The 21081-nt window shown below is 73.0% G+C and carries 14 protein-coding genes; 5 read left to right on the forward strand and 9 right to left on the reverse strand.

The window, feature by feature from the left end:
• Together ACFXAZ_RS18560 and ACFXAZ_RS18565 are read right to left on the reverse strand one after the other, a co-directional pair.
• Positions 1 to 2116 (reverse strand): ABC transporter ATP-binding protein (locus ACFXAZ_RS18560; RefSeq protein WP_384591827.1); only part of this gene is annotated, 2116 nt, incomplete at its 3' end.
• 599 nt (positions 2117 to 2715) lie between these two features.
• On the reverse strand, positions 2716 to 3696 hold the full coding sequence (locus tag ACFXAZ_RS18565) for a ParB/RepB/Spo0J family partition protein (RefSeq protein ID WP_384591830.1): 981 nt from the start codon (positions 3694 to 3696) through the stop codon (positions 2716 to 2718).
• 1083 nt (positions 3697 to 4779) lie between these two features.
• On the opposite strand from ACFXAZ_RS18565, the gene ACFXAZ_RS18570 reads away from it, so the two are divergent.
• From ACFXAZ_RS18570 to ACFXAZ_RS18580, 3 genes are all read left to right on the forward strand, one after another.
• Entirely contained in the window at positions 4780 to 5262 is a 483-nt protein-coding gene (locus ACFXAZ_RS18570) for a hypothetical protein (RefSeq protein ID WP_384591833.1), read from the forward strand.
• Between the two features lie 141 nt (positions 5263 to 5403).
• The gene (gene treY, locus ACFXAZ_RS18575; protein ID WP_384591835.1) at positions 5404 to 7785 is read left to right on the forward strand and encodes a malto-oligosyltrehalose synthase; all 2382 of its coding nucleotides are present in this window, start codon (positions 5404 to 5406) and stop codon (positions 7783 to 7785) included.
• Positions 7786 to 8043: 258 nt separating this feature from the next.
• Positions 8044 to 9276 carry a M14 family zinc carboxypeptidase gene (locus tag ACFXAZ_RS18580; RefSeq protein WP_384591838.1) on the forward strand — a complete coding sequence of 411 codons (1233 nt, stop codon included), beginning with the start codon at positions 8044 to 8046 and terminating at the stop codon, positions 9274 to 9276.
• Between the two features lie 627 nt (positions 9277 to 9903).
• On the opposite strand, the gene ACFXAZ_RS18585 is transcribed toward ACFXAZ_RS18580, so the two are convergent.
• The 3 genes from ACFXAZ_RS18585 to ACFXAZ_RS18595 all read right to left on the reverse strand — a co-directional run bounded on the left by ACFXAZ_RS18585 (position 9904) and on the right by ACFXAZ_RS18595 (position 11231).
• A complete protein-coding gene (locus ACFXAZ_RS18585; protein ID WP_384591841.1) occupies positions 9904 to 10332 on the reverse strand; it encodes an SSI family serine proteinase inhibitor in 429 nt (142 codons plus the stop codon).
• A gap of 112 nt (positions 10333 to 10444) precedes the next feature.
• Complete coding sequence (locus tag ACFXAZ_RS18590; RefSeq protein WP_384591844.1) at positions 10445 to 10609, reverse strand: hypothetical protein; 165 nt, start codon at positions 10607 to 10609, stop codon at positions 10445 to 10447.
• Between the two features lie 70 nt (positions 10610 to 10679).
• Entirely contained in the window at positions 10680 to 11231 is a 552-nt protein-coding gene (locus tag ACFXAZ_RS18595; RefSeq protein WP_384591847.1) for an FHA domain-containing protein, read from the reverse strand.
• A 191-nt stretch (positions 11232 to 11422) separates the two neighbouring features.
• Here ACFXAZ_RS18595 and treZ point away from each other — a divergent pair, with 191 nt between their 5' ends.
• Positions 11423 to 13168, forward strand: coding sequence for a malto-oligosyltrehalose trehalohydrolase (gene treZ, locus ACFXAZ_RS18600; protein WP_384591850.1), 1746 nt, complete (start codon positions 11423 to 11425; stop codon positions 13166 to 13168).
• 629 nt (positions 13169 to 13797) lie between these two features.
• On the opposite strand, the gene ACFXAZ_RS18605 is transcribed toward treZ, so the two are convergent.
• From ACFXAZ_RS18605 to ACFXAZ_RS18615, 3 genes are all read right to left on the reverse strand, one after another.
• The gene (locus ACFXAZ_RS18605) at positions 13798 to 14709 is read right to left on the reverse strand and encodes an aminoglycoside phosphotransferase family protein (RefSeq protein WP_384591853.1); all 912 of its coding nucleotides are present in this window, start codon (positions 14707 to 14709) and stop codon (positions 13798 to 13800) included.
• Between the two features lie 27 nt (positions 14710 to 14736).
• On the reverse strand, positions 14737 to 15864 hold the full coding sequence (locus ACFXAZ_RS18610) for an aminopeptidase P family protein (protein WP_384591856.1): 1128 nt from the start codon (positions 15862 to 15864) through the stop codon (positions 14737 to 14739).
• 336 nt (positions 15865 to 16200) lie between these two features.
• Positions 16201 to 16809 (reverse strand): PDZ domain-containing protein, encoded by a 609-nt coding sequence (locus ACFXAZ_RS18615; RefSeq protein WP_384591859.1) that lies wholly within the window; start codon positions 16807 to 16809, stop codon positions 16201 to 16203.
• A gap of 269 nt (positions 16810 to 17078) precedes the next feature.
• On the opposite strand from ACFXAZ_RS18615, the gene ACFXAZ_RS18620 reads away from it, so the two are divergent.
• Complete coding sequence (locus ACFXAZ_RS18620; RefSeq protein WP_384591862.1) at positions 17079 to 18608, forward strand: hypothetical protein; 1530 nt, start codon at positions 17079 to 17081, stop codon at positions 18606 to 18608.
• On the opposite strand, the gene cyc2 is transcribed toward ACFXAZ_RS18620, so the two are convergent.
• Positions 18601 to 20874 (reverse strand): germacradienol/geosmin synthase Cyc2, encoded by a 2274-nt coding sequence (cyc2, locus tag ACFXAZ_RS18625; RefSeq protein ID WP_384591865.1) that lies wholly within the window; start codon positions 20872 to 20874, stop codon positions 18601 to 18603. The genes ACFXAZ_RS18620 and cyc2 overlap by 8 nt on opposite strands.
• Positions 20875 to 21081: the final 207 nt, after the last annotated feature.

Below are 21081 nucleotides of genomic sequence, written 5' to 3' on the forward strand. Positions count from 1 at the left end.
CGGGGGGCGGCGTGCGCCCCCCCCCGCGGGGCCGCCTGGCGGGCGCCCGGGGGGGGCCCCCCCCCCCCCCGGGGCCCGGGAGTCCGCCGCCCGGCATGCCCCCCGACATTCCTCCAGGCATCCCACCCGGCATCCCACCGGGCATTCCCCCGCCTCGGGTGCGGATGGCCGGCATCGGCTGCTGCTCGTGGGTGTCGGGCTCGCGGTGGCCGTTGTCGCGGGGGTGGGGCACGGCGTCGGGGGACCTGCTGAACTGGGTGGTGTGCAGCTGGGTGTAGAGGCCCCCGGCGGCGAGGAGTTCGTCGTGGGTGCCGCGTTCGCGGACCCGGCCGTCGTCGATGACGAGGATCTGGTCGGCCTCGCGGACGGTGGAGAGCCGGTGGGCGATCACCAGGGAGGTGCGGTCGCGCAGGGCGGTCTTCAGGGCGCGCTGCACGGCGGCCTCCGCCTCGGAGTCGAGATGGGCGGTGGCCTCGTCCAGGACGACGATCGCCGGTGCCTTCAGCAGCAGCCGGGCGACGGCGACACGCTGCTTCTCACCGCCCGAGAGCCGGAAGCCACGGTCCCCGACGACGGTGTCGAGACCGTCGGGCAGGGACTGGATCAGATCCCAGATACGGGCCTGGTCGCACGCCTCGATCAGCTCCGCCTCGGTGGCGTCGGGCCGGGCGTAGGCGAGGTTGGCGCGGATGGTGTCGTGGAAGAGATAGGCGTCCTGGGCGACCACGCCGACGGCGGCGCGCAGCGAGTCGAAGGTGAGGTCGCGGACGTCCTCGCCGTCGATGCGGACGGTTCCGCCGGACACGTCGTACAGCCGGGACACCAGGTGGGTGATGGTGGTCTTGCCGGCGCCCGAGGGGCCGACGAGGGCGGTGAGGGTGCCCGGGGCGACGGTGAAGTCGAGGCCGTGCAGGACCTGGTCGGCGGGCCGGGTGCGTTCGCCGTCGGCTCCGGGGTGGCTCTCCAGGGAGGCGAGCGAGACCTCTTCGGGGCGGGGGTAGGCGAAGGAGACGCCCTCGAAGCGGATCTCGGGGGCCGGGGCGCTGCTCGGGGCGGGGAGCGCGGTGGCGTCGGGGCGTTCCTCGATGAGCGGTTTGATGTCGAGGAGTTCGAAGATCCGGTCGAAGCTGATCAGCACCGTGAGGGCGTTGGCCTGCATGCTGGAGAGCTGGGTGATGGGACCGAACAGCCGGCCCAGCAGGGTGGCGAGGGCGACGAGGGTGCCCAGTCCGATGGCCCCGTTGAGGACCAGGCCGCCGCCGACGCCGTACACGAGGGCGGTGGTGAGCGCGGTGAGCAGGGCCATGAGAATGAACGCCATACGGCTGAAGACCGTGAGCCGTACGCCGACCTCCCGGACGTTCGCCGCTTGGTCTTGGTACCTGCCGAGTTCCTCGGCCGGGCGGCCGAAGAGCTTGGCGAGCATGGCGCCCTGCACATTGAAGCGCTCGTGAATGGTGCCGCTCAGGTTGGCGTGCAATTCCATCTGCTTCCTGGAATACGCCTGGAGACGGCGGCCGATGTAGAGCCAGGGCAGGAAGAAGACGGGAAGGAGGACGAGAGCGATCAGGGTGACGAGCCAGGAGAGATAGAACATCTCGGCGAGCACCAGCACCACGGTGAGGGCGCCGGTCGCCGACATCAGCAGGGTGGTGAGGGCCTGCTGGGCCATCACCACATCGGTGCTGAGCCGGCTGGAGAGGGCGCCGGTCTGGGTGCGGGTGAAGAAGGCCAGCGGCATGCGCTGCACATGGCGGAACGCCTGAACCCGCAGGTCATAGCTGACACCCTGGCCGATCCGGCCGGAGAGATAGCTCTGGGCGAGCTGGGTGACCGAGCCCACCAGGGCGAGTGCGGCGACCAGCAGCGCGAAGACCAGGACGACCTGGGAGTCGTCTTTCATGATTCCGCTGTCGACGATCTCCTTCAGCAGCAGAGGGGTCGCGACGATGATGAGCGAATCGACGAGGGTGACCAGAATGAGCGCGATCACCGTCGCGCGATGCGGTGTGACAAAGGCGAGTACCCGCCGCGATGTTCCCGGCCTGATCGTGGACGGCTCCGAATCGTCGCCGCCCTTCATCATCACCCCACCGGGGGTCTGAGTGATCAGCATGTCGAAGGGAACCTCCTGCGGTAGGGATTCAGGGAAACAGCGGCCGTAAATGGGCGGAGTGAGTTCTCGGGCCATTCCGGTGTCTCGCGATCCGGGGCCGACGATACCTGTCTGAATTCCGACCAACCACGCACACAGAGTGAGGTTTTGGGCATGGAAGATACGGCGGCTCGTCGGCCGGATGCCGTTCCGGCCGGGCGGCATGCCGCACCGCCGCCCGGCGGGACGGTTCCGTGCGTCACTGGAGCCGCGGCGGCGTCCAACCGACCGAATTGCCCGGTTGGACAACCCAGCCTGCTCGAATGGGCAGTCGGACGCACGGCCGGTTCGGACGGGTCGTCGGACCATACGGCGGGTCGGCTCGGCGCATGGGGCGACCGGGCCCGATGACCGGCCGAAGTGGCCGGTCGGCACAGCCGGTCGACATGGCCGGTCGACATGGCCGGTCGAAGTGGTCAGCCTGAGTGGCCGGTCTGAGTGGCCGGTCTGAGTGTCGGCCGAAGTGGCCCGTCGGAGCCCCGTGGAGTCCCGTGGGAGTCCCGTGGGAAGCCCCGTCCGGATAGCCCCGTCGGAGTTGTCCGCCGGACGTGCCGGGGAACTCAGACGCGTGGAATGGCCGGGGAATCCACCGGAAGGACCGGCGCGGCGGCGGGAACCGCGGTAGCCGCCGGAACCGGGGAATCATTGCCTTGGGCGAGGTTCTTCTCCACCCGGGCGGCGACCTCTTCCCAGATATGCGCGCACTCACGGGCCAGATGGGCCACGGTGCCGCTCCAGTACGGCGGCACGGTGTCGATGATTCCCTCCCACTCGTCGGGCGGGAGCATATGAACACTGAGCAGCCGCAGCAATTGCCGGCCCGTCTCGTTGAGCCGGAGGGCGGGGTCCGCCTTGAGCCGGTTCACCGCCGAGAGCCCCTCCGTGAAGGCGGGGACGGCGGCGGTGTCGTGCCGGACCGTTTCCCCATAGCCCGAGTGCGGCACGACTCTGAGTATCTCCTCGCGCGGTCTTGGCCGGGCGCCCCGGGGACGCGCGGGGAGCAACGGTTCCTCCCCCCGGCTGAGGCGATTGCGCACGTCCCGGGCGGTCTCCGGGGAGATACCGGCGGCGCGGGCTATCTGGCGCAGGGACAGATCGGGGTTCTCGCTGATCAGCTGCCCCGCCCGTCTGCGCCCCTCGGCGATGTCGACGGGACGCACCCGCCCGTCCCGGCCGATCCGGGGGAGATCCTCCCCGGCGCCTCCGGCCTGGGCCCTCCGGCGCACCTCGGCGACCGTGCCGGGCGCGATGCCCGTCACGGAGGCTATTTTCCGGTCCGACCACTGCGGATGCGTGGCGACGATCCGCGCGGCGGCCCGTTTGCGGTCGGGCAGCGACAGCGGCAGGCCGTGCCGCACATTGGACTCCACGGCCAGCACGAAGGCGTCCGCTTCCGTGCCGTCGTAGAACGTCACCGCGATGGTGTGCCGGCCGCGCAACTGGGCGGCGCGCAGCCGGTGCAGTCCGTCGATGACCCGCATCGAGGCACGGTGCACGATGATGGGCGGCAGCGCGATGTCCAGCTCCGCGAGTGTCGCCACATGGTCCGGATCCTCACCCGCGTTTCTCGGTGAACCGTCCGCTGATAATGATCGAATGTCGACGTCGACGATCCTGTCATCCGTACTCCCCCGTCGCACTTACCTCTCCGTTCGCTCGGCTCACGCCTTCCTCGTGCGTCGCGACATCCGGCGACGCCTGCCGGCACACACCGATTCCGCTGCCACGAGCCGATCGACCGGCGCACGCCACAAATGCCCGGCGGCGTCCACCGACTTCTCGCGCTCATTTCATGGCGACCGGGTCCTCGGCGCGCCGGCACTGCACGACTGCCTCACCACTGCACCGCTGTAGTCGGGTCCCTGATCACTTCGGTTCGTAGACCTGTGGAGTCCGCTCACTGCGAGGAGCCGAACCGGGGGCGCACTCGCAATTTCGAACGAGGCTCCAGGCGAAGAAGATTCCTTTTCCCTGACGCTTCACTCTAACAGCCAACTCACAGTCCAGACGGCGCACATCCTGCATTCCAGTATTTGAGACGGGCCATCAATTTCACCGAACAGCAGGTGCGAGGGTGTTTCAGAAGCCTTCGGAACGCCCCCGGAAGCCTGTGGCGGCCTTGACGACGCCCTTGATTGGACCCTTGAGTCCGCCTTGAGGTCCCACAGGGAGCCCCTACGGCCGGAATGAGCCATTCTCCCTTTACTTTCCGGCTATTCACTGCGCATTCAACCACCGTCCGACCGCCCGGTCGGGTAAGGATACAAACCGGCAGCATAAAACGACGGCCATGGCGGCACGCGCCAAAGGGCCGTAACCGGGAAGGGAATTCCCACCTTCCCGTCGGGGCCGCCGAACAGGCATGCGTAAAAACCCGGCGACCGGCCAATACCGATTCACGGGCATGGAAGTGCCCCGCCCTGGCCTGACCGCCGGCGCCCGATGCTCTCACCGCCATGGTTTCAGCGACGTAACAGCCGTACGGCCTGCGGGATCCCGGGGAATGCGCACACAGGGGGTTGCAGCGGGGTAACGGGAGGCGTTCCGGCGCGGTAACCATCGGCGCGCTGTACTGGGCGGCGGATCGCGATGACCAACCCCCCGCTCCCTTTTCAGGAGGTCCCATGCCCACCGCACCCGGTCTCTGCGCCACCTGCGGCGTCGAGTTCGTCCCCTCCCCCCGCCGCCGGGGCCGCCCCGACTCCCGCTTCTGCACCGCCACTTGCCGCACCCTGTGGGAGCGGGCCCATGGCGCGCGGGGCGGGTCGGAAGCCGCGGGCGACGGGAGCGACGGGGCCGGTACGGGCGGTACGGGCGATGGGGGCGGTGCAGGTGAGGCGAGGGCCGGGGCGAGGGCCGAGGCCGGTTCCAGGGCCGGGATCGAGATCGGGGCCGGATTCGGGTCCGGGTCCGGAATCGGGTCCGGGGCCGATTGTGCGACACCCCTGCCGCCGCTCGGCACCGAGCACTCCTGCCCCCATTGCGGCCACCAGCTGACCATCGTCAACTTCGTACTGCCGAGCCTGGATTCCACGGGGGACACGGGGGCGGGCGGCGCCTGTGTGGAGGTCCCGGAGCAGTCCTCGCCGGAACGCCCGACAGCGTGAGGGCCTGAGCGCGTGAAGATCCTCTGACGTCGAGGCGGTGGCGGGCGCGTCACCCATGTGGGCGATTGCGGCGGCCCTCCGAAGCGGGCAGCGAGGGCTGTGGGTGACACGAAATGCGGCGCCGGGGGTACGTAGGTTTGCATGACATCTGTGCGCCCCGCCCTCTTGGTGCCCACCGCCACCTACCGCCTCCAGTTGCAGCCGGGCTTCCCGTTCGCGGCTGCCGCGCGGGCGGTGCCGTATCTCGCCTCGCTCGGCGTGTCGCATCTGCATCTGTCGCCGGTGCTGGAGGCGGTGCCCGGGTCGGCGCATGGGTACGACGTCGTCGACCACGCGCGCGTGCGGGACGAACTGGGCGGCGAACAGGGGCTGCGCGCGCTGTCGCGCACCGCGCGGGAACACGGGCTCGGCCTGGTGGCGGATCTGGTGCCCAACCACATGGCGCTGTCCGCGCGCCACAACCACGCCCTGTGGGAGGTGCTGCGCGAGGGCCCGGAGTCGCCGTACGCGCGCTGGTTCGACATCGACTGGGAGGCGGGGGGCGGACAGGTGCTGCTGCCGGTGCTCGGCGGTCCGCTGGGCGCGGAGGCCGGGCGGCTGACGGTCGACGGGGACGTCCTGCGCTACTGCGACCAGGTGTTCCCGCTGCGCGAGGGCACGGGCGGGCTGCCGCTGACCGCGCTGCTGGACGCCCAGTGGTACCGCCCGGTGTGGTGGCGGCTGGCCCGTACCGAGCTGAACTACCGGCGGTTCTTCAGCATCTCCGAGCTGATCGGGGTGCGGGTCGAGGACCCCGAGGTGTTCGAGGCGACACACGCGAAGATCCTCGCCCTGCTGCGCGAGGGGGTGCTGGACGGGCTGCGCGTCGACCACCCCGACGGGCTCGCCGACCCCGACGGCTATCTGCGGCGGCTGCACGAGGCGACCGGCGGGCGCTGGACGGTCGTGGAGAAGATCCTGGCCGACGGCGAACGGCTGCCGGCCGCCTGGCCGGTCGCGGGCACCACGGGCTACGACGCCCTGCGCCACGTCGACGGCCTGTTCACCGACCCGGCGGGCGCCGGGGAACTCGTCGGGCGGTACCGGCGGTTCGCGGCCCCGCAGACCGACCGGGGCGGCGCGTGGGCGGCGACGGTGCGCAGAGCGGCGTACCGGGTCCTGGGGCATGAGCTGGCGGCGGAGATGGACCGGCTGACGCGGGTGGCGCACCGGGTGTGCGCGGGCGCGCCGGACCCGGTGCTGCGCGACCGGGCTCCCTGGGCGCTGCGCACCGCCCTGCGCGAGCTGCTGGTCCGCCTCGGGGTCTACCGGCCCTACGCCTCCACCGACGCGGCCGAGGTGGTCACCGAGGAGGCGGCCGAGGAGGCGAAGGCGGCCTATGCCGTGCCGGAGGAGGCGGGCGCGGTCGATGTCGTACGGGATCTGCTGCTGGGGCGGCACGGGGAGCTGCCCGGCGTGGCGGAGCTGCGGGCGCGGTTCGCGCAGACGGCGTCGGCGCTGCGGGCCAAGTCGGTGGAGGACACGGCGTTCTACCGCTATGTGCCACTGCTCGCGGCGACGGAGGTGGGCGGGAATCCGGGCGCGCCCGGCGTGTCGCCGGCGGACTTCCACGCGTACTGCGCGCGCGTGCAACGCGATTGGCCGACCACGGGCACGGTGGTGTCCACGCACGACACCAAGCGCAGCGCGGACGTACGGGCCGCGCTGGCGGTGCTCACCGAATGTCCCGGGCGCTGGGCGGATGTGCTGGCGGAGGTGGTGCGCGACGGCGAGGGCGGGCCGGACGCCCAGTTGGCGTGGGTGGCCTGGCAGACGGTGTTCGGCCTGGGCCCGGCCGCGCCGGAGCGGGTGCGGGAGGCCCTGCTGAAGCATGTGCGCGAGGCGGGCCTGTACACGAGCTGGACGGAGCCGGAGCCGCCGTACGAGGAGGCGGTCGCGGCGTTCGTCGGGACGGGGCCCTGCGGGCCGCCCGGCGCCCGCGTGGCGGCCTTCCGGGCGGCGCTGGAGCCGTACATCCGGGCCAATGTGCTCGGCACGGCCCTGGTCCACCTCACCATGCCGGGCGTGCCGGATGTCTACCAGGGCACGGAGGGCGAGTACCGGGCGCTGGTGGACCCGGACAACCGCGGTGTCGCCATGTTCCCGCCGCCGGAGCCGGGCGCCAAGAACGCGCTGACGGCCGCGGCCCTGCGGCTGCGGGCCCGCCGCCCGGACGCCTTCGGCGAGAACGCCTCGTACGCGCCGCTCCCCGCCGAGGGCCCCGCCGCCGCCCACTGCCTCGCTTTCATCCGCTCCGGCCAGGTGATCACCGCCGTCACCCGGCTGTCCCTGCGGCTCGAAGAGGCGGGCGGCTGGTCCGGCACCCACCTCCCGCTGCCGCCGGGCCACTGGGTGGACCTCCTGGACCCGGAACGCCGTTTTACGGGCCACGCGCGCGTGGCGGACCTTTTCGAGAGCTTGCCGGTGGCCCTGCTGGAACGGAGCGCGGAGCCACAGCCGAACGGAGTGATCGGCGCCCCTTAGCGGCGCGGGGACTGCGCGACAAGCCACGACGCACCGGTACCCGCCGACCCGCACCGGCGGCCCCACCGCACCCATCGGTGTGCGGGCCTCGCGGCGGCCGGGGCGCGTCCAGGCCTTCCTGGTGCTTCCGGACGCCTCCCGATGCCACCTTGTGCCGCCCCGGTGACGTCCTTGACAGCCACGGTCGGCCGTGGGGTACTGCGGAGGCGAGGCAAAGCGGACTCGACGACAGGTCGGGGGGTGGGTCTGCTGCCGCACATGCGCTATCCCACGGTCACTGAGTTGGTGTCGTCCACGCGGGCGCTGACCACGGACCATCCCGGTCTGTGCACGCTGCGGCAGGTGGGGGCCTCCCGCGCGGGACGGCCGCTGCACCTGCTGTCCGTGGGCCGCGCCCGCCGCGCGGTGCTGGTCGTGGCGGGCGCGCACGCCAACGAGCCGACGGGCGGGCGCACCCTGCTGACGCTGGCCCGGCGGGTCGTGCACGACAGAGGACTGCGGGACGGCCTGTCGTGGCACTTCCTGCTGTGCGCCGACCCCGACGGGGCGAGCCTGCACATCACCCCGGCCCCGCACAGCCTGCTGGACTACCACCGCGGCTTCTACCGGCCGCCCGGCCCCGAGCAGCCCGAGTGGTCACCGGCCGCGCTGCCCCCGGACCGGCTGCCGCCCGAGACCCGCGCCCTGACCGGCGTGATCGACGAACTGCGCCCCTACCTCCAGGTGACCCTGCACGGCACCGACCTGGGCGGCAGCTGGGTGCAGTTGACGAAGGACATCCCGGGGCTCGCGGAGCCGTTCGCCCGGTCGGCGGCGGAGCTGCGCATCCCGGTGGAGACGGGCGCCTCGGACGCCGCGGGCTGGCCCGTGGCCGGGCCCGGCGTCCATGTGATGCCCCCGCCGGACGCCGGCGCGGCCTACCCGAGCATGCCGGACGACGCGCGCAACAGCACCTGGTACCACGCGCACCGCTACGGCGGGCTGACCGCGGTCGTGGAGGTGCCGATGTGGGCCAGCGACCTGGTCACCGATCTGGCGCCGCATCCGGCCCCGGCGGTGGCCCTGCGCCGGCTCGCCCAGCGGCTGCTGCGGGACACCCTGGAGGTGGAACGGGTGATGGCGGACGCGCTGCCCCGCCTCGAAGGCGCGAGCGGTCCGCTCCTGCGGGCCGCCCAATGGGGCCTCGGCCTGGTGCCGGGGCTGGCCGCCGACTGGATCGACACCCCGCCGGCGGGCTCCACGATGGCCTACGTAGGCAGCGTCGACGCCTTCGCCCGCCGACTGCCGCTGCGCGCGGCGGCCATGCTGCTACGGGCCCTCCAGGAGACCGACGCCCGCGCGGCCTCCCGCCTGGAGCGCCTGGTCACCACCTGGAGCACCACCTTCGCCCACCGCTTCCACGCCCGCTGGGTCCCCCTGCAACACCAGACAGAACACCAGACCCGCACCGTCCTGGCAGCAGCCCTGCACGCCCGGGAGCGGGCGTCCTGAGAGCGCGGGAAAAGGTCTGGGGGCATTCTCTCCGCCGGTCCACCGGGGGCGCGAACGGCCCACACGGCACAACGGCCCGAGCGGGGCTCTGGCGGCCATGGCGGCGGCTCGGCAGTGGCGGACGGGGCACACAGCACTACGGCCGACCTCTCGGCGCGAGCGAGCGCGAGCGCGCACTGACGGTCGCGGTGACGACTCGCCGAAGGACGAGCGGCACGCACGCGGCACGCCGGTCACGCTCCCGGCACGCGAGTGGACTCCCCGGACGCGTGAGGGCGCGGCACCACCACAGCGGGGCCGACCGTCTGACGGCCACACACGCGGATGCCCCAAACGGCCACGCGCGCGGGGCCGCCTCGAAGCCGCGCACCCACGCGCGTACGCGGAGGCACCCCCGTCAGTCACGCGCTCGGCGCACACCCGACCGGGCGCTGCCAGGTGCGCGGCCCGCACCCGCGCGGGCGTCCGTAGAGGCACACGCCCGTCACCCGCGCACCCGAACCCCGCCCGGCTACCGCCCGCACGCGCGCGTGCCGCAGGCTGCCCCGATCACCCCGCGCACGCCGTGTGGCCCAGCGCCATGGCCCCGGCTCGGACAGCACCGAACCCCAGCCGGGACGGCCCGGCTCAGGCGTCCAGCTCGAACACCACCCCCGTGCTCCCCCGCAGCTCGCAGTCGTTGGAGAAGGTCTGGCGGAATTCGACGGAACGGCCGCTCCACTGGCCGCGCGCGTGGGCGGTGACCGGCGAGTAGAGCATGGGGCAGGTCGTGGCGGCGAGCGACGAGATGTTGCCGATGTCGCCGTCGGCGGAGGCGAGTTGGCCGCAGGCGGTGGTGGCCTGGCTGTGGCCCTGGGGCGGATTGCACATCAGGAGGGTGCCGCGCGTGTCGCTGGACTGGGTGTCGCCGCGGGTGACGGTGAGGTAGAGCCAGTTGCCCGGGAGGGAGGGCTGTTCGGTCGCCCCGGCGGGGACCGCGGCGGTGGCGAGGAGCAGGCCCGCGAGCAGAGTGCCGCGCCCCGCTCTCCTGATCTGCGGATACGTCGTGTACGTCATTCCCGGTGCATCGGCACGGCGGCGGTCGAACCCCACCCCGACTCACCCGAACGGGATGCCTCTGACGCCCGGCTGCGGGGCGATTCCGGAGACGTGGACCCCGACCCGCGCCTCAGGGGCGCCCGGCCGCTCCACCGGGATCCGGCGCGCCCCGCACCCGTAGTGGAAGCCAGGGGGCGGCGAGGTGCCGCGCGGTGCTGCCGCCGCCCGGCTCGTCGGCGTACAGGCCGACGACGACCAGGGTCTGCCGGGTGCCGTGGCCATGGGCAGCGGCCACAGCGGGGGCCCGCGCGGGAGGACGCCGGATCACCCTCGGCATGCCCCGCGGGTGGCGATTCGCGGGCGGCTCAGCCCGCGGCCAGCCGGAACGCCATGGTGCCGAAGGAGACCTGGTCGCCCTCGGAGACGACCACGGCGCCGATGACCCGGCGCCCGTTGACGCTGGTGCCGTTGGTGGAGCCGAGGTCGCGCAGCACCCACATGCCGCCCTGGCGGGTGAGTTCGGCGTGCACGCGGGAGACCGTCTCGTGGTTCAGGCGGAGCCCGTTCGCGGGGTCGCGGCCTATGCGCAGGCCGTGCCCGGACGCGGGGTGCGGCAGCAGCAGCTTGGGCAGCCGCTCGGCCTGCCAGGCCCGCCGCAGCCGTACGGTGAAGCCGGAGACCGCCTCGACCGTGCCGAACACCGCGCGGGAGAGCCGTCCCTCGGTGGGCAGGTCGGCGGTGAGCAGAGCGAGTTCGTCGGGGCGCCGGGCGGCCAGCGCCAGTTCCATGCGACGCACGAACGTGTCGTGCGACAGACGGCCCATGGCGACGCCGTCACGCAATACCTTCAGCGCCTTGTCGCGCTCCGCGTCGGACAGCCTCGCGGGGTACGTGGGGAACTCGAAAGACGACGTCACGCAGGTGATTGTCGGTCAGCGAAACCCCAGGTGTCCAGGAATCGAGGAAAGGGCGCCCCCGCGCGCGTACCCGACGGCACCGGAGAGGAAAAGGGGCCGACCGCAAATGGGGGTATGCGCCAGCGGACCGCGCGCGCGTCCCGCACGATGGACGCGCTACCTCCCGGTGGGCAGACGAAGGGGAGCCGTCCGTGCAGTTCGAGGTGTGGGCACCGCAGGCAGAACGCGTGACCCTGGAGTGCGAGGGCCGCTCGCGCGCGATGGAGCGCGATCCGGGGCGCGCGGGATGGTGGACCGGGGAGGCCGAGGCGGTGGACGGCACGCGGTACGGCTTCGCGCTGGACGACGGGCCGGTGCGCCCCGACCCGCGCTCACGGCGCCAGCCGGACGGCCCCGACGGGCTCAGCGCGGTCGTCGACCAGGCCCGCCACACCTGGCACGCGCGGTGGCCGGGGCGCCCGCTCCCGGGCGCGGTGCTGTACGAGCTGCACGTGGGCACGTACACGCCCGAGGGCACCCTGGACGCCGCCGCCGCGCGCCTGGAGCATCTGGTCGAACTGGGCGTCACGCACGTCGAGTTGATGCCGCTGTGCCCCTTCCCCGGGCGGCACGGCTGGGGCTACGAGGGGGTGTCGCCGTGGGCGGTGCACGAGCCCTACGGCGGCCCGGACGCCCTGAAGCGGTTCGTGGACCGGGCGCACGTTCTCGGTCTCGGGGTGGTCCTGGACGTCGTGCACAACCATCTGGGGCCGTCCGGGAACTATCTGCCCGAGTTCGGCCCGTACTTCACCGACACCCACCACACCCCGTGGGGATCGGCGGTGAACCTGGACGCGCCCGGGTCGGACGAGGTCCGCGCCTATCTGCTGGGCAGCGCGCTGGCCTGGCTGCGGGACTACCGGCTGGACGGCCTGCGCCTGGACGCCGTGCACACGCTCGCGGACACCCGCGCGTACCCGTTCCTGGAGGAGCTGTCCGAGGCCGTCGACGCGCTCGCCGCCGAGGTGGGCCGGCCGCTGTTCCTGATCGCCGAGTCCGATCTCAACGACCCGCGGCTGATCACCCCCCGCGCGCGGGGCGGTCTGGGAGTGCACGCGCAGTGGAGCGACGACTTCCACCACGCCCTGCACACCACCCTGACCGGCGAGTCGCAGGGCTACTACGCCGATTTCGCGCGCGCCCCCTTCGCCGCCCTCGCCAAGACCCTCACGGGCGGCTACTTCCACGACGGCACGTACTCCGGCTTCCGCGGCCGGCATCATGGCCGCCCCCTGGACCGTACGCGCGTCGCCGCGCACCGGCTCCTGGGCTACGCCCAGACCCACGACCAGATCGGCAACCGCGCCCAGGGCGACCGGCTGTCCGCCATCCTCTCCCCGGGCCTGCTGGCCTGCGCGGCGACCCTGACGCTGACCGGCCCGTTCACCCCGATGCTGTTCATGGGCGAGGAGTGGGCCGCCGCCACGCCCTGGCAGTTCTTCACCGACCACACCGACCCGCAGCTCGCCGACGCGGTACGGCGGGGCAGGCGGCGTGAGTTCGCGTCGCACGGGTGGGCCGAGGAGGACGTCCCCGACCCGCAGGACCCGGCGACCCGGGACCGCTCCTGCCTCGACTGGTCCGAGCCCGCGAACGAGCCGCACGCGCGCGTGCTGGCCTGGTACCGGCGTCTGATCGCCCTCCGCCGCGACCACCCCGACCTCACCAACCCCGACCTGTCGGACCTCAAGGTCGCCTACGACGAGACCGCCCGCTGGTTCGCCTTCCGCCGCGGCGACATCTGCGTGGCCATCAACCCCGGCACCGCCCCCACCGAGATCCCCCTGGGCCCCCGCCGCGCGGTGATCCTCGCCGCCTGGGACCCCATCCCGCCACCCACCCCCGACGGCCTGCTGCACCTCCCAGCCGAATCCTGCACAGTCCTGACCCAGCCGTAGCCCCTGCCGGGGGCACGGGAGGGCGGATCCGTGCCCGACACCGGGCCCCCACCCACCCGGGGGTGACCACCGCCCTCGTCCGCAGGGAGAGGGCCGACGCACCAGGGCAACCCCAAGCACCCTCAGCAGCGGGCTCGCCAGAGCGCCGGGCGGCGGGCCCGCATCGGGGCACCGGGACGGACCCAAGCCGAACGGGCCGAGGGCCGTACAAGCGGCACTCGCCGTCGCCAAGGCACCCCGCGCCCAAAACCCCGGTCGCCCCCTCAGACATCACCCGCATCGCAGGCCCCCGTACCCGCCAGGGCGGCACAGGTCCCACCCCGTGCCCTCACAGGCCGTCAGGCGCACCGCGGGGCCCTGAGACGTCCCACGGGCCCCGGAAGCACCACAGAGCCCCTCCGGCCCCCACAGCAGCGCCGGAACCGGAACCCCGCAAGCCCCCTCGGCCCCGCACGTCATGAATCCCACCGCACCTCACGCATCGCGCCCCGCAGACCACGCATCACCGCCTCGCCCCCCACAGCCCGTCAGAAGCCAGCCCGGCTCGCAAGTCAACGCGGCTCACAAGCCCCCTACGCCCCGCAGGGCGGGCTTCGCCAGACACAGCCCCCGCCCCCGTCCACCCCCTCTCACAAATCCGTCACCCGTTCCAGCAGGATCGCCTCCCAGGCGTGGTGCAGGCGGTCGCGGAGGAGGGGCAGGGGGGTGGAACCCTGCCCGGCGAGGGCCGCGCCGAGGCGGAGTACGGCGTCGCAGCGGGCCAGCCAGAGGCCGCGCAGGCAGGGGCGGGGGCCGTAGCCGGCGAGAGTGGCGGCGCGGACGGCGGCCGGGGAGCCGACGGCGACGGCGAGCCCGGCGATGTCCTCGGCGGGGTCGCCGAGAACCGCCTCGTCCCAGCCCAGGACACCCCGTACCCGGCCCTCGGCACTGACCACGAGGTGATCGGCGGTCAGGGCGTGGTGGACCAGGACGGCGGCGGACGTCTGCGCGCCGAGCTGAGCGGCGGCGGCCGGGGTGAGCTGGTGCACGCGCGCGGGGTCCAACTCGTCGGCGGCGGCCAGCCGTTCGGCGGCCCGCGCGGCGGCCCCGCGCAGCGCCTCCAGCGAGCGCGGCGCCCGGCGTGGCACACCGAGCGACTCGGCCTGCCGTACCGGCACCGCGTGCAGCCCGGTGAGGACGGCGGCCAGGTCGGCCTCGCCCACGGCGGACACATCGCGGCGCTCGCCCGAGCCGCCGGGCACCAGCGTGTCGAGGGTGTAGCCGAGCCCGGGAGCCCATTCGCCGTGCGCGACGCTGCCGGGCACGGCGACCGGGAGGTACGGGCGCACCAGATCGCGCACGCGCAGTTCGCGGCGCCTGCGCACGGCCGCCTCGGGGTCGAGGGCGAGGCGCAGCACATGGCGGGTGCCGACCCGCCAGGTGGCGCCGGTGGCGGAGGCGGGGCGGACCTCGGGGCCGCCGGGGCCGTCCGGGACATCCTGGAGCAGGGTGCGGGCCAGCCTGCGGACGGTGTCCTCGGTGGGTCTCGGTGCCTGGCTCATGGTCGCGGGGGTCTTTGTCGGTCCACGTCAGTCCACGACGACCAGGTCGCGCGTGGTGTCGTTCAGCCGCCTGCCGCCGTCCTCGGTGACGGTCACGATGTCCTCGATCCGGACGCCGAAGCGGCCGGGCAGATAGACGCCGGGTTCCACGGAGAAGCACATGCCGGGCACCAGGGGCTGTTCCTCGCCCTCGATCATGTAGGGCGGCTCGTGGGTGGTGACGCCGATGCCGTGCCCGGTGCGGTGGATGAAGAACTCGCCGTACCCGGCGTCGGCGATGACCGCGCGGGCGGCCCGGTCGACCTCCTGGCAGGCGACGCCGGGCCGTACCGCCTCGAACCCGGCCTGCTGGGCGGCGCGTACCAGGTCGTGCACCCGGCGTTCCTCGTCCGTCGGCCCGCCGACGTGGACCGTGCGGGAGGTGTCGGAGCCGTAGCCGTCCCTGAGACCGCCGAAGTCGAGGACGACCATGTCGCCGTGCTCGATGACCCGGTCGCCCGCCTCATGGTGCGGGTTGGCCCCGTTGGGGCCGGAGGCGACGATGGTGAAGTCGACCTGTTCGTGACCGTTGCGGCGCAGCAGCGCGTCGAGGTCGGCGGCGACCTCGGACTCCCGGCGTCCGCCGAAGGGCACCTTCCGGATCTCCTCGTACGTCGCGTCGGCCGCCGCGCCCGCGGCGGCCATCAGTTCCAGCTCCGCCGTGTCCTTGACCGCGCGGAGCATCGGCAGCGCGTCCGTGAGGTCGGCGTACGAGGTGTCCGGCAGCGCCTTTTGCAGGCCGAGCAGATGCATCGCCCAGGCGTTGTCGCTGATGCCGAACCGCCCCGCGCGGGCGAGCAGCGTGGCGGTGAGGGCGTAGGGGTCCTTGCCGTCGGTCCAGTCCCGCAGGGTGAACGCGGGCGCCCCGACGGCCTTGGCGGCGTCGGGCGCTTCCAGGGCGGGCCCGACGAGCGCCGGGTCCTGGCCGGCGGCGAGCACCAGCAGGGTGAGCCGTTCGGTGGCCGCGGGCGGGGCGTATCCGGTGAGCCAGACGAGGTCGGGGCCCGGCGCGATGAGCAGTCCGGCGAGTCCCGCGTCCTCGGCCTGCCGCGCGGCGCGGTCCATGCGGGCCCGGTAGTCGTCGGCGGTGAAGGACGCGCGCGTGCTGGCGGTCATCGGGGGGGCCTCCCTGGCGGCGGGGTGGACTGGGTCCGTCGGCAGCATCCTGCCCGCACCACGGGTGCCGCGCGAGCGGTCCGCACGGATGTCGCGGAGTCCGCGCGGGCGGGGCTCGGGTGGGGCTCGTACGGGATCAGGCGCGGTGCGAGGGCCTCTCGGCTCCAGCACCGCGCGGCGGCCACCGGTTTCCGGTCGCGGCGCGGCGGCCGGAACGCGCGCGGGAGCATCCACTCGCCGGGCCCAAAGGCAGCGGCCCGGACCCACAAGGCCACAGGGCCACAGGGCCACAACCCACCGACGTGCTCCGCCCACCCCGCCTCCACGCCCCGCCCCTCAGACGACAACCCCAGGCGTGACGGACAACTGCTGATAGCCGCCGCTCTCGTGCCGCACCGTGATCGTGACCGCCCTGCCCGGGTCGGCCGTGTCCACCGCGCGGACGAGATCCGCCGCCGTGTCCACGCGGGCGCCCGCGAAGGTGAGCACGACATCCCCGCGGACCAGTCCTGCCGTGTACCCGGGGCCGGGCACATGGACGCCGATGAGCAGGGCGCCGACCTTCTCGGCGTCGACGGCCTCCACGCCGAGCGCGGCTCCGGGCGGGGCGGGCACCGGGGCGGCGGGGACCGCTGACCTCGGCGCACCGGACCCGGCGGCCGGGGCCGCCGCGCTCCGCGGACCGGGACCGCCGGGCTGCGACGGCTGCTGCGCGGCCTGCCCCTGGAGTTCGGCGAGTCGGCTCATGCCGATCACGGTGGCGCCGACCGTGCCGAGGCCGATCCCGGACAGCACCAGTACGGCACTGGCGAGGAGGCCGAACAGGAGGGACCGCAGCCGTCGTCCCCGGCGCCGGGCGGCGCGCGGACGACGGGCGGCGGCGGGTCGGTCACCGCCGGGCTCCCGGCCGGGCAACGGCTTGGGACGCAACGCAGTCTGTTCCATCGGATCGCCTCCGGCTGGTGCTCTACCCGGCGCACCGGCCCCCGACGATCCTCGAAAGAGTGAGACTGAACAGCGGATTTGACGCGCGTGGCACCCGCCGGGACACCGTGCCGGTCCCCTACCGGTCCGGTGCCGATCCCATGCCGGACTCCTACCGGTCCCCTACCGGGCCCGGGCCGCACCGGCGGTGCTCCGGCCATCCCCCGATCCGTCCGGACGACCGGATCGCCTGGCCCGGATTGTCAGTGCTCACTGTTACGTTCTGTGACATGACGGATAACGCGCTCCGGCTGCTGCGGCAGCACCCGCGGCTGGCCGGGCTGGCCGCGTTCCCTTTCGATTTCGACCTGGCCCGAGCCGCCGATGGTCACATCGAGCCGGTCCGCCTCGCCTCGGGCGGCCCCCTGGCCGTGGTGGCGGGCGACGACACGGGGGGTTCGTATTTCGTGTGCGCCGACGGTTCGGTGCTCTACGCGTCCTCGGACGGGGTCGCGGGCATCATCGGCTCGTCCGTGGACGAGGCCCTGGAGATAGTGGTCGGTCTGCCGGGCTGGGGCGCGTATGTCGCGCTGTCCGGGGCCGACGGCGAGGCGAAGATCCTCGCCGAGATAGCGCGGACGGAGGACGAGATCCGCGAGTACCACGGCATCGACGAGGAGCGGGTCGCGCTGCGCGCCGGTCTGGGGCTGCCGGAGCGTTCCCCGGTCGAGCTGGTGGCGATGCTGCACACGGCACTGCTGCGCACCGAGCCGGACTTCCTGCTGCTCAACGACGAGGAGGGACACGCCTACGAGCCGCTGCTCGACGGTCCGCGTCCGCCCCTGTGGGAGCCGGTGCTGGCGCGGGGCCGGGCCGATCTCGCGCTGCTGCGGGCCGGGGACCCGACGGCCGCCGAGGCGATGCGGGCGGACGCGGTGCGGCGGCGGGTGGTGCTGCGGGCCGCGCAGTTCGACCGCGCGGACGGCGACCTCGGGCTGCTGCGGCGGCTGCTGCGCCTGGAGGCGAGCGCGTCCATGACCGAGGAGCTGCGGCTGGCGGCCATGCTGGTGGGGCGGTTCGGCCGGGCGGCGGATCTGCCGCTGCTGCACGAGGTGCGGGAGACCGACTACGACACCGCGTGCGGGCTGAGCGAGCTGCCCGGACTCGACGCGGGCGGGGCGGAGCTGGCGCGCTGGGCACAGTGGCTCGACACATCGAGATTCGGTACGGACCCGGCGGACGAGCCGCTGCTGACCTGGACCGGCCTGGCACTGGACCAGGGCATGACCGAGCACGCCCGGGTGGCCCTGATCCACGAGCTGGACGGCATCGAGACGGACCAGAGCCGGCTCAGACGGCCGGACGCCCCGGACCGGCTGAATCCGGCGCCGCTCGGCTCGCTGGCCCGCGAGTTCCGGCGCCTGGGCGACCTGGGGCAGGCGCTGCGCGCCCAGCGGTTGTACGCGGCGCTGCTGGAGACGGCCTGGGACCGGGTCTCGGCGCGGCTGACGCAGTCCCGGCTGGAGCGTGAGGAGGGGCTCGCGGTCCAGGCCGTCGGCACGCTGGCCGCCGTCCGGGCCGTGCTGGCGGATCCGGGCGACGGCTCGGTGGCCTACTGGCGGCGGGTGAATCTGGGCCGGTTCATCGCCGAGGAGCACTACACGCTGGCCAACGCCCTCGCGGACGCGCGGCTGCCGCAGCAGGCCCGCGCGGTGCTGGCGGCCGGTGACGCGATCCTCGGCGAGCTGTCGGACCAGGCCGCGAAGGGCGTCCGGCAGCTCGCCGAGGAGACGGCCACCTGGGTGTGGGGCGTCAGCTGACCGGCTGGAGCAGCGGCAGAAGAGCCGAGGCACCGAACGACGGGGCGCCGAACGACGGGGCGCCGAAGGACGGGGCGCCGAGCGGCGGGAGCGGCGCGGGCGGGCGGTCCGGCAGGAAGCCGTGGGTGCGCCCGCCCAGATAGGCGGCCTTGTAGCGGTCGACCGAGCGGTGCCAGTTGAGGATGCCCGACATCCAGTTCTGGAGGTCGGCCACATAGTCCCGCATGATCTGGCGGGCCTCGGTGGACAGATCGAAGTCGTCGTAGACGATGGGCAGCTCGTGCGCGACGACGTGTTCGAACTGTCTCATCCGCTGGGTCATCAGATCGTTGACGATGCCGAGGGCGGTCGGGTAGTCGCAGCCGAAGAAGTTCTGCACCACCAGGATCGCGTTGTGGATCTCGCCCTCGTACTCGATCTCCTTCTGGTAGGAGAACACGTCGTTGAGCAGGCAGGCGTAGTCGCAGGCGGCGTTCTCCAGGGAGCGGACGGGGCCGCTGCGGTAGATCTCCTCGGGGACGGCGGGGCCGTGGCCCATCCGGCACAGGCCGAGGGTGAGATCGGAGCCGAAGGTGTCGCGGCGCATCTCCAGGTAGTCGACGGGGTCGGGGACCCGGTTCTGGGACTGGTTGATCAGTTCCCACACCCAGGACTCGGTCATCCGGTTGATGGCGTCCTTGAGCCGCTCGCGGTGCGCGGTCGACATCCGGGCGGTGGTGCGGGTCCACAGGTCGATCAGGCCGCGCTCCATGGCGTTGGCCGCGGGAGGGACGGTCTCGTCGTGCACGGGCATGCAGTCGGAGAGGCGGGCGGTGGTCAGCCGGGCGGCGGCGAGGTCGCGGCGGTGGCCGTAGACCAGGGGGTAGTAGTCATCGCCGTAGGTGCCCCAGGCGAGCCATCCGGCGCTGAGGTCGAGGGCCTCCTCGCTGGCGTCCGGGTCGATACCGGCGGAGCACAGTGCCAGGTCGTAGGCGCGCAGCTTGTCCTCGTCCCAGACGCCCTCCTGGAGGATGCCCATCTCCCACGTCCAGTCGCGCAGCCGGGCGCGGGCGGTGTCGAGGTGCGGGCTGAGCTGGAGTTCGTAGGGCATGTAGATATCGGGGATGAGGGACGGGCCGACCTTCTGGAACGGGACATGGCTGTAGGGGCGCAGCCGTCCGGCGCGTCCGAAGTGGGTGGTGGCCGAGGCCGATCCGCCGGCCGAGGCGAGCAGGGCGGCGAGTCCGGCGGCCGAGGTGCCCAGGCCGGTCGGGGCGGACCAGGGGGTGGTGGTGCGGGCGTTCTTGTTCATGTAGCGGCTGGAGCGCAGATGCCATTCATGGCCGCCGGACTGCCAGTCCTGGAGCCCCTTGGTGTACGCGGCGATCGCGGCCACCTCGCCGGGGGTGAGGCCGTGTTCGAGGGCGAGGGCGGGGACCTCGGTGAGGGCGGTGTGCTCGAACTGGTGGAGGCGGGAGGTGAGGATGTCGTTGACGTGTTCGGCGGCCTCCTGGGTGGGGCAGCCGAAGAACGTCTCCAGGACCAGGACGCCGTTGCTGAGTTCGCCCTCGTCCTCGACCTCGCGCTGGTAGGAGAACAGGTCGTTGCGCAGATGGACGCCGTCGGAGAAGGTCTCCATCAGCACCCGCAGCGGGCGGGCGCGCGAGACAGCGGCCGGGACCTCGGCGGTGGCGTACTCCACGAGCCCGGCGGACCAGGGGGCGCCGCCGACCTTGCGGCGCATCTCGATGTACTCGACGGGGTTGGCGATCCGCCCCTCGTTGATGTTGGACAGCTCCCACAGGGACTCGTTGAGCAGATGCTCGGTGGCGATGGCGAAACGCTTCCTCCAGTCCTCCGACATGGCGGGCACCGTGCGCGCCCACAGGTCGGCGAGCCCGGCCTCGACCGGGTTCTGCGGCTCGGGCACGGGCGCGCCCGAGTCGAGCGGCATGAACATCGGAAGCCGGTCGAGATACGCCTTGCCGCCCGCGCGGTCCTGGGAGCGTTTGAAGATCTCCAGGAAGTGGTCGTCGAAGAAGAACACCCACACGTACCAGTCGGTGATCAGGGACAGCGCGGGCCCGTCGCAGTCAGGGTGGGTGTACGCGCACAGGAGGCCGTAGTCGTGCGCCTCCAGGTCGGACTGCTCCCAGACCCCGGAGCCTTCCAGCATGCCCATCTCGCGCGCCCAGGCGGTGGAGTGGGCGCGGGCCTCGTCGAGATGTGGATTGAGGCGTGCCGGATACGGCATGTAGAAGTGCGGGAGTTCGAACGGCTGAGTCATGGGCGGTGGGCTACCCGTGGTTCCGGGCGGCCATCCACCCGGCGGCACATGATCACACCATCGCGTGAATTGAGGGTGAATCCGGGAGTTCTCATGGACTCTTGTGACGTTCATCTCTACGCGCGCAGACTACGGAGGTTCGCGGACCGGGAGCGCGCGGCCCACGGCGTTCCCGGCGGCAGGACGCCCCGTGCCCCGTGCCCCCGA

It is taken from the genome of Streptomyces sp. NPDC059477 (assembly GCF_042749375.1).
Lineage (GTDB): Bacteria > Actinomycetota > Actinomycetes > Streptomycetales > Streptomycetaceae > Streptomyces.